Below are 12,425 nucleotides of genomic sequence, written 5' to 3'. Positions count from 1 at the left end.
AGTAGGGCTATACGTGAATTAAAGACCAGGAAAGCCAACAACGTTAGTATATCTGCTACCACAATAGGCAGCCAACTCCTTTTATATACCAATTACCACCCCTCAATAAACCGCATATGAACCGCAAGTATCTTATTATTGCCCTTTTGGCCAGTATTCTGCAGATTACGCTATTCAAACTCCTTTACCCATATGCCGATTACTTTTCGGATTCATTCAGCTATATCAATGCTGCACAAAGCGGAATAGATGTTAGTATCTGGCCTATCGGTTATTCAAAATTCCTTGCCTTGTTTCATTTGATTACCACCTCAGATACAGCAGTAGTAGTATTTCAATATTTAGTGCTACAATGTGCTGTTTTCTACTTTTTACATATTCTCTCTACCTATTTTCATCCTGCCAGGTGGATAATCAATACCTTATTTATTTGCTTGTTCTTTAATCCGCTTCATCTTTATCTGAGTAATTATATTTCCAGCGATTCCCTATTTCTTGCTATTAGCCTGTTTTGGGCCACTCAGCTGCTTCAATTAATTCACCGACCAACCATAACACTGGTATTTATACATGCATTATTGATAAGTGCGGCATTTACATTGCGATATAATGCTATGTACTATCCATTGATTACTATTATTGCCTATGCACTTAGCAAATTAAGCATGGGTTGGAAACTTACCGGTATCCTTTTACCCATAATATTAATAGGTGCTTTTGTAATACATACCCGCAATACAGCTAAGACATTAACCGGGCATGCACAATTCTCTGTCTTTGGTGGTTGGCAAATAGCCAACAATGCATTTTATATGTATCCATTTATTAATGCTACAGATGCACCTCCTGCCGGAACTGAAGAATTCCATAAAGTTGTCCGAAACTACTTCGATAGTATTCCTGAAGAATTAAAGCATGTCAGTCCATGGGATGGAGCATTTTATATTAAATACCCATATGCCCCATTAAAATCCTTCCTGGCAGAAAAATCTCAGACAATTATTGATACTACAGGGGGATTTCAAAGCTGGGGAGCAGTTGCACCCGTATATGGTAGCTATGGCACTTCCCTGATCAAAAATCATCCTATTGCCTTCAGCAGGTATTTTTTACTTCCCAATACGCTCAATTACTTCTTACCTCCACTGGAGAAACTAAAGGTTTACAATCTGGGATCCAATATGGTACCAACTTCGGTAACAAATTGGTTCCATTACCCCAGCCAGGAAGTACGCGCAATATCATGGACTATCCAGGATAAAATACTGTTGTTATTCCCTGCCATTTTTATGGCCATCAATTTATTCGGAGCAATAATACTGGGAAGCTGGATTTCCAACAGACATAAACTAGCTACAGATCATCTATTTAATAAATCCCTCTGGCTAATCGTTGTTTTACTGGTTATCAATTGCGGCTTTAGTATTCTTGCCTCTCCTATAGTATTCAGATATCAGGTATTTCCAATGATCATTTGTTTAAGTTTTATGCTATTAATGATCGAAAAATTACGGCAATTGCGCTAGTCATTTGTAAATGCCATGTTAAACTCAAAAAAAGGGGATCGTTTCTGAGAACAGAAACAGATCCCCCATCAACAAATAGAGCCGAGACTGATATTATGGCAAAAGAAGATTGTTAAACATATTTACGTGCTTGTATTTAAGCAGAAAATACAATACCCCACTGAATCCCGTCATCAGTTCTGCCGGACTATCAGGATTAATACCTGTAATCCAGTATTTTGATTTATCCTGTGAATATACATGGGTAGATTTAAGCAGATTGGCAATCCAATCGGCTCTTTCCTGCCAGATGTCTTCACCAAATGCATTTACCGCTTCCAGATATACATCTCCCAAACCGGCTAGTCCTGTTCCAATAGTTGAATCCATTAAAACAGGTTGGGCATTGATGCCTAACAATGAGCCCGTTGCAACTTCTTTATATAATGGATCTTTGAAATGCGTATAGGCATAAATGAAAGTAAGTGCGATACCAGGAATTCCAATGTCTCTGCAATAACGTTTGATCCAAACATCATCTTTTAATGAATCCCACGTATAAATATCTTTTCCCTTTTTAGCCTGGCTAATCATCCAGGAAAGGCCCTTTCTGGCAGCTGCGGTAACTTTTTCATCCGGATATCTCGCTGTGTAGGCCATCAGGAAAATAACAATTCCTCCTGCCCCCACTGCCAGCCCTGGATGTTTTAATTTATCGAATGGTGTTCCCGGCATTCCATACCAGGCTCCATCACTTTGCTGCGTTTCCAGTAACACTTTCACATAATGATCCAACAGCGGCCGGATCGATTCCATTCCCAATAATTCACCACATTGCAAAAGTGCTGCTCCCTGTCCGGCTACTCCACTATTCAAATCTGTAAACTCAGAAATATTTTCAAAAGCTTTTGCAATCATACCCACATTGGCTTCATCTGCAGGTATTAATCCCGCTTTCATACCTTCAAGGAAGGTAAGGGCAATTCCTGACCAGCCACCGTAAAGCCCTACAGCCAGTTCTTTCTTCTCTGTAGAATATTTTTTAATTAAATGAGCAAGCGAGTTTTCATAAATGTTGGCCACTGGTGAAATATCGTAGTCCAACGCCGCTGCAAAAGTTGTGAGATAAGCTATACCTGTCATCCCATTATACATCGCCGGCAAATAACTTCTTCTCATTTGTGGAACACCCAATCCACCATCATTAATGATTAAAGGAGAGTGCCATTTAGCATCCGGAGCACTGTAAGACTCCGTTCCCAATGCCTCAATTCCATTATTGATCATTGTGGTGAGTGTTTCATCATCCAACCTGTTTACTTTAATTTTTGGAAATTCCTTCTGTGCTTTTACATCTGCGTAAAATCTATTTAATTCCTGTATAATTTCATCTATATCGGGCCTGGATGTGGGTTCAAACAATTGTGTTCTTCCAACTATTTCGGCTAACCCTTCATCATTATTTACTGCCAGGAATTGTTCTTTGGTATATGTATTATGCAGTTTATTATATTTATTGGGGTGGATACCTGTCAACACTAACGTGATTAATCCTCCAATTGCAAAAATATCTTCATATACTGTTGGTACCTGATGCGCATCTTGCTCTGGAGATACAAATCCATCTGATCCATATTTAAATGCAGGATCTGGTCTGTTATCCTTATATGAGTATGCCAGTTCTACATCAATTAGCTTAATCCTGTCTTTTTTATCAATCATAAAATTCTGTCCGCTAATATCCCGATGCACATACCCACGCTCGTGAAATTTTTTAATTATATTAACTATCCTTATCAGATAATCACATAATTTAAGTTTGTCTGCCTTCGGAAGTTCCGACCAGCTTTTCCCCATGTAACTTGCTATCACGATCTCTTCTATTGATTTCCCTTTTATGAACTCCATAGCGAGATACATATCATCGTTCATTTTGAAGAGATCGAAAATCTTAGGGAAGGGAATATCATTGCTCAGATCTTTACACAGATCATATTGCCATTGTAATCTATCCTGTATGTCTCTACCCCATTCATCTTCCCACATACCCATTTTTCCTTCCTTGATAATGCAATATTTTACATTGAGGAAAGACTTCATGTAGATTCCTTTAAACACAGATCCTTTAACGTTTTGTCTTACTACAAAAAGTGGCTTATAGGCATTATTCCAAAGCTTAGGTAACGGTTTAGGGTATGGGTCTGTAATAGCTTCAAATGGCCAGGTTAAATGCTGGGGTACTGCAAATGGAATCGCATACTCATCCGGCACTAATTCACCGCTTGGACTATAAATATATCTGTTAAGGTCTGCCGGATTCTCTTTGTTACGTATTCCATTATAACTACCATATCTCGTATATACTATTCCACCCAACTTTCGGTCTGTAAGGATTGCAGGGCCTCTAAATGCCGAAGTTAATATAATCAGTTTATGCGCCAGTAATACAATATCAGTATGTTGTTTTGGATAGATAGACATTATCTTTCCCATCCTCTCAATGCCCAAATTAGCATAATCAATCATCTTGGCAGTTTCACTATCCTTAACTAAACGAAATGGTACATCATCATTTACCAATTCGGGAATTACCAAACGGAAAAGCTCCTGGGTTTGGGCACGAACACAGGATAAATGCAATATCCAACCCTGAACCGCATCAATTTCTCCAACCTGCCAGTAATATTCGGCATCGGTACAGGTCAAACCAAATTCTTCCAGAATGGTTTTATAATCAACAAACTCTTTAAACTTGGCTGAGATTTCTGATAGTTGATAGTTACCTGAGGTGTCCTGCATTATTTGAAGTTTTTAGATTAAGTGCAGGCAAAGACCTGCGTATATAGTTAATTTGATTGAGGGTTTCTGATTAGGGCACATTGAGTCGGCATAGCGTCTCTAAATTAACAGAAGGAACTGCTACAATACGGCAATGGGGAAAATTTGAAAAAAAAAGGTAGAACGGTTGATGATCAGTTAATTGGAGATAACATCAAAAACTTCACTCACTTAAAAAAGGACTTCACAACTTTAAAATTTAGAATTAGATATACAACTAATACTAAAAATGGTATCCATTGAATATCAGGTGTCGAGATCTCCAGCTTTCCAAGGGTTAGGAAAAAAGAAAGGGTATTGGTTTCATAAGTTACACTAATGAAATTTAGTATCAGCAAAATGAGAATTAAACCCGTACAGGCAATAGCTATACGGGAATTGACAAAATAAATTATCAGATTTACAATAATAAGTGCTAAAGCTATTTTATGTTTTACTATTGGAGATACTTCATTCAAAAAAAAACTATACCACGTGATAATGACCATAATTATTATTGAAATAAATGGTATCAGTTGAAAGTTGCGCTTATCCAAATACATTGTTTAATATTTAAGCCTTTAAGAGGCGTAGCTGTTTATCATCTTTTTTACAGACACAACCAGGTGCAGCTTCAGAGTAATATTATCTTCATTCAAATCCAATAATATAAATACTTTGGTTTTTATAAAATACAAAATATTATTATAAAAAGAGAAACTATAGATATTAAATATCCTACCCACATATTCCGGATTTCATGATCCGAAATCTCGTCTGATAATTTCCCTTTAAACCCTTTCAATAGCCAGAAAAAAAGAGCTCCTATCCAAATGGCTGAAAGTCTTGTTGCAAAAGATTCTTGGGCCATGTAAATTCAATTTATTGATATAATTTAAAGTATTAACAACAGGATCATTATTCATGTACCTGTTGTTTGATTTTCAATTCCTCTACTTCCTTCCTCAACAATTCATTTTCTTTTCTTAATTGTTCAAATTGCAGACTGCTCTCTTTTTTCTCTTGAAGCAGATACAACGTCAGTTCTTCAATCTTCTTCAGCAATATTTCATTCATCTGGCCAAGGTCTACATCATTCTTTTTCACCTCAGCTTCAGACGGTACTCCAGGCAGGTGGCCATGTTCCAGAATATGTTTTTCTACTTCCTGTAAAGTTGGTAGTTTATAGTCTTTTCCGAATACATAATCGGGCCAGCCAGTAGATGTAACTTTCACCTTCTGTGCAGTAATGGTACCTGCAACTGAGAGCAACGACTGAGGATTTAATGTTCCAATCCCTACATTTCCATTTACATCTGCTTTAATAGCCACTTTAGCTGCAGTAGCAAAAAATGGATTACCTACCCACAAATTCCATTCTGCAGTCATTGGAGCCAAAGGCAACGGATTAATATCATTACCAGTGATATTCTGCGCCGTCCATGAAGAAGTGACGCCTACAGAACGCACTTTCACAAAAAGTCGAAGAGTATCAGTTGTTACGCCACTTACCGCTGTTGCCCTGATACGTAGTGCCGCAGCTGTATAAGCAGTATTTATATCCACAGTAAAACTAGTTTGCCCTCCAGAGGCATAAGGATTACTGTTTATTTTCCCGGCTTCTCTCCAAAGCGATGGATTTGAATGGGATATGCTAACTATATGCGTTGATGCAGCTGCAACGTTTCCACGTGTATAGGCAATTGATACTTCATAATATCCTCCTGCCCAAGCGCCATATGGTGCAACAGAAAGGAACTGTACATAATCACCAACCGCATAGTTTGGAGGAAATACTATTGTACGTTCATAGAGGTTTGGTGACTGGGCAATTGATTTAAAGCAGAAAAGGGATAAAAGACAAACTAATAGGGATAATTTTTTCATTTAATGATCATTTAATTTATTTCAACTGTAATAATTTTTAGTGCTTTAAAAGTATAGGTAATATAGTATTCAATAATTATTGGAACAATGCTCCAGGGAATCAACAAATACAATGCGTAATGCAAAAACAGTTACATGCTACGAAAATTAACTATTTTTTTAAGGTTTAAATACAATATCCTGTATTTTATAAAACTCGATAAATATAGTATTAAAATTTACGGTTTCAATTTTCATAGGTAGTATCATTTCTCCGATAAAATATGTATTACTTTCTTCTTTCAATGGGTAAATCTTACCAATGCCACAAGAACAACAAACAATATTAAATATGAGAACAATAGTTCCCAATAGTATTTCTTTAATCTCAGTAAAAAAAGAAGCATTAATAAAGAGGAAACACTTAACCCAATTAAAAACCTTATGTTCAGAACCAACATTAACATCGATATTTCACCCATACTAATTACCCCTTTATAATCAGTAGTTGTAAGTTTGTCATACATCTCCTGCATATAGGGTTTCATAGTAAAAATTGAAATTTTCACTATGAGAAAAGTTAATATAAAATCTATTAATAAGATAATTAACAATGCTTGCATTCTAATTTTTTTCATCACCTATTTTTATATTAATGATACATCTAAAAAATAATGTTTATTAAAAAAGAGTGCGGAAATTATTCCCGCACTCTTTTGTTTAATTAATTTACCCCATTCTCTTTATGCTTCTCCGGATGATCTGCATCAAAATAATAAAGATGCTCCTTTTCATAATATCCTAAATGCGCTTTAAGTCTGACTACAAAATCATTATAATTCCTTTGAGAAGGATTAGTCCACGCTGTTTCTGCTACTGCCGCTATTCTTGGAAACAGTAGAAAATCCAGACGCTTACTGTTTTGTACGGTTTCCGTCCACACACAAGCCTGAATACCTAAGATCTGGCCAGCATGCTGCGACACAACAGGCAACTGATTGGCATCAAAATTATAAACTGTTTTAAGATCATTATATCCTCCATTCCATCTACGTCCAATTTTATGTGTACTATCCTGAACAAAGTCGAGATAAAAAGGAATACGCGGACATAAAACCACCTGGTATCCTTTGTCCAAAGCCATTTTCAGATTCTCTGGTTTTTCCTGTCTCCACCAGGTAACAATAGTATTAGCTGGCGGCAAAGAGGCTGTTGCTACTTCATCCCAGGCCATAACCTTACTGTTTAGTTTTATAACTGTATCGGCCATACGCTGCACAAAGTAGTCTTCCACTTCTTTTCTTGTCTTTAATTGTTGCGCAGCTTTTAAGCGAATAATTCCTGTGTCGCTATCCCAGCCTGCATTGCCAAAAGTAACTTCATCACCTCCTATGTGAATAATACCCCCTGGAAATAATTGTCTGGTTTCTTTCAAAATATTGCTTAAATATTGGTAGGTAGATTCTTTTCCCGGGTTGAAGGTAAACTGAGGATATTTATCAGTTCCTCCTCCATCAAACTCCGGATAAGCTCTGTTGGATGCACTGGCATGCCCTGGCATATCGATCTCCGGAATAATAGTAATACCACGTTGTGCAGCATAAACTACAATTTCCCTGATATCTTCCTGCGTGTAATAGGTGGCCGGAGCTTTACTGTCATGATGATTACCAATTCCTCCCACCGTAGTTAGTAATGGATATTGTTTGATCTCTAGTCTCCACCCTGGTGCATCCGTCAGATGCCAATGAAAGCGATTAAGTTTATAAATGGCCATCCAGTCCAAAATTGACTTTACTTTTTCTTTGCCAAAGAAAAAGCGGGATTCATCCAATAATAAACCTCTCCAGGTGTATAATGGAGCATCGGTGATCGACCAGCAGTCTATCAGTAGCTGATGTTGCTGATAATTCCCGGAGGCCGACAGCTGGATCCAGGTTGCAATTCCATTAATGATCCCTTCTGCGCTGGCAGATCCTATCGTTACCTGGTTGGGCAACATCGTCAAAGTATAGGCATCAGGTTTTCCGGTACCATTTTTCCTCTCAAGTCGGATTGTACTTGTTTTATTGGCCCTTCCTATTGGCAACATTACTCCATACATATTCAGCATCCACTGTTGCAAATATTTAGCCTGGCCGTAAAATGATGTGTCCTGAATTTGAATAACTGTTTGTTCACTTAAAGTAAAGGCTCCTGAGAGGTGTTTTGATTGTTGCGGCTGAGGAATAACCGGACAACTTTTTTGAGCCATTGTAGCCATTGTGGATAGGCTAATAAAAGCAGTAAGAAATATTTTTTTCATTCCACAAGATGATAAAAAAATGGGGATATTAAAATCCCCATTTCTTCATTACGATTAAATCATCTTTTACAGCATCTATAGGCGCCTGCCCCTGATAGGATTCCTGTTCGATGATAAAATATCTTGTTCCATTCTTCTTTCCTACCTCTAATATTTCCTTCACCGGAATTATTCCTTTCCCAAGTACTGTGCTCTCGTATTCATGCCCCATTTCTCCACCTTTTGCAGCTTTTATTTCATCTTTCACGTGCATCAGCTCAAATCTGCCCGGATACTGCTTCATAATATCTAAGGCAACCCCACCAGCATGATACATATTACCTATATCCAACTGCTGGGTAACTAAAGTCGGATCTGTACTCTGAAGTATCAGATCGAATATTTTTTTACCGTTTATTTGTTTACTAAACTCAAAATCATGGTTATGATAACCGAACTTCATTCCGGAACGCTTACATAAGGCGCCACTTTTATTGAAAATATCCATGAAAGCCATGAAACTATCATAATCATTGCGCAATGATTCATCCAACCATGGACTTATCACATAATGCTGACCTACTGCAGCGGCATCCTCTACAGTATATTTCCATTCATCGGTAAAGTCTTTTTTGGCTGCATCCCAATGCTGTTTCCCTAAAACAGTGTGGCCACTTGGCATTAACAGGCCAAGATCATCTAACTGTTTCTTAAAGTCTTTTGCCGAATAACCATAGAATTGGCGGTTTCTGTATCCTGCATGTTCTACATATTTATAGCCCATTGCCGATAACTGCTTCAGCGTATTGGCAGGGTCTTTCTTCATATCATCCCTGATAGAATAAAGCTGTACCCCTAATATTGGCTTAGATACGCTCATAGCGTATAACCGGGAAGTAAAAGATAGACCGGCAAGTGCAAAGCTACCTTTGGTAAGAAAATCTCTTCTATTCATAATCGTGGAGTTGGGTTTTCAATAAATATAGAAAAAATAATCTTTTTTTCTAGTTACATGTTGTAAATGGATTATCACACTGCATCTCCGGAGGCAGCCAACCCGAAATAGTTTTATTATCCAACTTTATAATAACCTTAACCCATCCATTTCTGCAACTTATTACCGGTAATAAATCCACCAGGTATTCTTTTATGACAGTTTTCTTAGATTTTATATCCGGCAATTCATAAACTAATAGATCACCATTATATGCCCTGGAATATAGGCCAATGTATTTTGTTTTTTTTATCCAGCCATCCTGTTTAGATCCCGCAATAGCATAACCTATTGTTCCGAAAAACATACTATCATTTTCACCTTTAATACTAAATACCAAACAATCGTCTTCTTCTTTACTTTCACTGTGTTTCAGATATTTAACTAACTTAAAGGCGCTATTATAAATGCCAACCTTGCCATTGTAGCTGGGATCTATAATCACGCTGCACCTACTCTGCCGGCCACTCTGTGCCTGAGTTGAAGTATATATAACGATGCATGCAATCAATATGCTTAAACTAGTAAATGATTTCATTTTCATCCATTTTCCGTGTATTCGCGGCACCCATATTTACAATATTCAGAAGCCTGACAACTTTGGATCCCAACAACATTTTTGTAATATCCAAAATAAAAATGGCTTACCAGAAATTTAATTCTGATAAGCCTTTGAGTTAAATATACTTTAATGCCTAACCTTTCAATTTAATCACAATCGGCCCTTCTCCAATATCACCTGGTCGTAAGTTCGACAGATCCACTACCAGATCTTTACCCTTAGAATTGCAATTGATTACCTTTTTAGTACCTAATACCTCAATGGTAGCTTTTTTGCTGGTTTGAGGATAATCTTTAATCACTACCTTATCCTGGAAAGAAGGCAGGAAGCAATATAAAACCCCTGGCTTCGCAGTAAAGAACATTTCGATATTTGCATGCTCTTTAGATGGTTTCACCAGCTCAGACACCTTGTATTTCGACATATACGCTTCCTTGTCTGTTGCCGGAATATTTGTGCTACTCCATTGACGGGAAACCTTGTATGGTTTTGTATTATAGATAGCTTCACCATTTACATCCAGCCATTTTCCAATGTCTAACAGTTTTTGCTGCATAATAACAGGAATACGTCCATCGGCTGTTGGGCCTATATCCAATAACAGGTTGCCACCACGGGATACAATATCAACCAGCATCAGGATTACCTCTGCACTCTTTTTGTAATCATCTGCACTTTCCATACGGTTATAACCATATGATTGTCCGATACCCTGGCTCTCTTCCCAGATTACACCTGGCTGCATTCCGCTTCCATATTCAGATGTCAGATAGGTAGATCCGTTATTATTTCCTCTTGTGTTATTTCCCCAACGATCATCAACTGCTACCTCATCTTTTACCGGTGATTCGTTAAACAACCATGCCAGCAAGGAAGGGCTCTTCCAGGCAGTATCCGACTGATCCCACTCTCCATCTGAGAAGATAACAGAAGGTTTGTATTTTGTAACAAGGTCTTTAAACTGTGGAGTCATCACCTCATCTACATACTTAGCTTTATCTTTCTGCCAGATAGGGTTATACCATTCGTATAAAGAGTAATAAAAGCCCATACGCAATCCTTCTTTTCTTACAGCATTAGTAAGATCCCCCAACAAGTCGCGCTTCGGTGTTCCTGTAACTGCATTCCAGGGACGGCCCCATGCTGCATCAGCCTCTTTACTATCCCACAGGCAATAACCTTCGTGGTGTTTGGAAGTAAGTACTACATATTTAGCTCCTGATCTGCGGAAAACATTTGCCCACTGTTCAGGATTATAAAGAGAGGCAGTAAATTGCTTTTCAAAGTTCTGATACGGGAAATTTTTACCAAAATTCTTCTCGTGGAACTCAATATTCGCCTTATTACCACTGTTTAATGTATACCAATACCATTCAGAATATCCTCCCGGTGCCACTACCGCAAATGACGGTACCGCATATACGCCCCAATGAATAAATATTCCGAATTTCGCATCATTAAACCAGGTAGGTATTCCCCTCGTATTCAGAGAATTCCAATTTGCCTCATATTTTTTCTGTGCGGAGAGAGATACACTAAACAACAACAGGAAGGCTCCTATCCAGCATTTTTTCATAACAGAGAATTTAGATCGTTGAATCTCCAAAATTAATAACTTCTATTAGCCACAATAATGATATTTTCACTTTATATAATGCAGACTTCCCGAATATGCACAAAAAAACATTTTTACCAATGAAGATAAAAGCTTATAAGAAAGCCTGGCCTAAGTAAATCCGAATAAATATTCGAGTAGGTGAATAGCCATAAGATATACATTCCGATTCAGAAGCATTGTCCGCTTTATCATGTTTGGTGTACAACATTCCAATGCAATACTATTACGCATAAAACCCACTATAAATACATCACTGGCTCTTAATAAGGTAAAAGCTATATTTGAAAAATACGATCCTTCTCTACCATTTTCCTACACTTTTACAGACCAGGATTTTGCCAAAAAATTTGAGACAGAAAAACAGGTAGGCAAACTGGCAATCATTTTCTCCGTTCTGGCCATCCTAATTTCCTGCCTTGGATTGTTTGGACTGGCCATGTATGTTGCACACAGAAGAACCAGAGAAATAGGAATCAGAAAGGTCTTAGGAGCTTCTGTTTTACATTTATGGGTTTTATTGTCGACAGAATTTATCTGGATAGTATTACTAGCCTGCCTCATTGCTTCTCCTATCGCACTATGGATAATGAGTAGCTGGCTAAATAAATACGACTACCATATTAGCATCAGTCCTTTTATATTTATTGGTACCGCTTTGCTGGCTCTGCTGATTACTATCACAACTGTGAGCACACAATCCATTAAAGCTGCTTTCTCAAATCCGGTAAAAAACCTGAGAACAGAATAATATCAACATACCAAAAGAAGGTATTGACTAT

8 protein-coding genes are annotated in these 12,425 nt (G+C 37.6%); 2 read left to right on the top strand and 6 right to left on the bottom strand.

Going from position 1 to position 12,425, the window contains the following annotated elements; translation table 11 throughout:
* Positions 1-116 precede the first annotated feature (116 nt).
* Complete coding sequence (locus tag DVR12_RS01925; RefSeq protein ID WP_116973760.1) at positions 117-1,526, top strand: hypothetical protein; 1,410 nt, start codon at positions 117-119, stop codon at positions 1,524-1,526.
* Positions 1,527-1,619: 93 nt separating this feature from the next.
* On the opposite strand, the gene DVR12_RS01920 is transcribed toward DVR12_RS01925, so the two are convergent.
* The 6 genes from DVR12_RS01920 to DVR12_RS01885 form a co-directional block, all read right to left on the bottom strand.
* The gene (locus DVR12_RS01920; protein WP_116973759.1) at positions 1,620-4,304 is read right to left on the bottom strand and encodes a class III lanthionine synthetase LanKC N-terminal domain-containing protein; all 2,685 of its coding nucleotides are present in this window, start codon (positions 4,302-4,304) and stop codon (positions 1,620-1,622) included.
* Positions 4,305-5,240: 936 nt separating this feature from the next.
* Positions 5,241-6,209 carry a hypothetical protein gene (locus DVR12_RS01910; protein ID WP_116973757.1) on the bottom strand — a complete coding sequence of 323 codons (969 nt, stop codon included), beginning with the start codon at positions 6,207-6,209 and terminating at the stop codon, positions 5,241-5,243.
* A gap of 703 nt (positions 6,210-6,912) precedes the next feature.
* A complete protein-coding gene (locus tag DVR12_RS01900; RefSeq protein ID WP_116973755.1) occupies positions 6,913-8,493 on the bottom strand; it encodes a beta-N-acetylhexosaminidase in 1,581 nt (526 codons plus the stop codon).
* Between the two features lie 28 nt (positions 8,494-8,521).
* On the bottom strand, positions 8,522-9,427 hold the full coding sequence (locus DVR12_RS01895) for a sugar phosphate isomerase/epimerase family protein (protein WP_116973754.1): 906 nt from the start codon (positions 9,425-9,427) through the stop codon (positions 8,522-8,524).
* Positions 9,428-9,476: 49 nt separating this feature from the next.
* Positions 9,477-10,004, bottom strand: a complete 528-nt coding sequence (locus DVR12_RS01890) for a hypothetical protein (RefSeq protein ID WP_147323392.1) — start codon at positions 10,002-10,004, stop codon at positions 9,477-9,479.
* Positions 10,005-10,161: 157 nt separating this feature from the next.
* Positions 10,162-11,604, bottom strand: a complete 1,443-nt coding sequence (locus DVR12_RS01885) for an alpha-L-fucosidase (protein WP_116973752.1) — start codon at positions 11,602-11,604, stop codon at positions 10,162-10,164.
* A 232-nt stretch (positions 11,605-11,836) separates the two neighbouring features.
* On the opposite strand from DVR12_RS01885, the gene DVR12_RS01880 reads away from it, so the two are divergent.
* Positions 11,837-12,394 carry an ABC transporter permease gene (locus DVR12_RS01880; protein WP_116973751.1) on the top strand — a complete coding sequence of 186 codons (558 nt, stop codon included), beginning with the start codon at positions 11,837-11,839 and terminating at the stop codon, positions 12,392-12,394.
* Positions 12,395-12,425 lie beyond the last annotated feature (31 nt).

The organism is Chitinophaga silvatica, from assembly GCF_003419895.1.
GTDB lineage: Bacteria > Bacteroidota > Bacteroidia > Chitinophagales > Chitinophagaceae > Chitinophaga > Chitinophaga silvatica.
The sequence above is the reverse complement of the archived record's forward strand: the minus strand, read 5'-3'. Positions and strand labels throughout refer to the sequence as shown.

Bases quoted from the DNA above. Each gene is read 5' to 3' on its own strand.
- DVR12_RS01925 (WP_116973760.1), top strand. From the start codon at position 117: ATGAACCGCAAGTATCTTATTATTGCCCTTTTGGCCAGTATTCTGCAG.
- DVR12_RS01920 (WP_116973759.1), bottom strand. From the start codon at position 4,304: ATGCAGGACACCTCAGGTAACTATCAACTATCAGAAATCTCAGCCAAG.
- DVR12_RS01910 (WP_116973757.1), bottom strand. From the start codon at position 6,209: ATGAAAAAATTATCCCTATTAGTTTGTCTTTTATCCCTTTTCTGCTTT.
- DVR12_RS01900 (WP_116973755.1), bottom strand. From the start codon at position 8,493: ATGAAAAAAATATTTCTTACTGCTTTTATTAGCCTATCCACAATGGCT.
- DVR12_RS01895 (WP_116973754.1), bottom strand. From the start codon at position 9,427: ATGAATAGAAGAGATTTTCTTACCAAAGGTAGCTTTGCACTTGCCGGT.
- DVR12_RS01890 (WP_147323392.1), bottom strand. From the start codon at position 10,004: ATGAAATCATTTACTAGTTTAAGCATATTGATTGCATGCATCGTTATA.
- DVR12_RS01885 (WP_116973752.1), bottom strand. From the start codon at position 11,604: ATGAAAAAATGCTGGATAGGAGCCTTCCTGTTGTTGTTTAGTGTATCT.
- DVR12_RS01880 (WP_116973751.1), top strand. From the start codon at position 11,837: ATGTTTGGTGTACAACATTCCAATGCAATACTATTACGCATAAAACCC.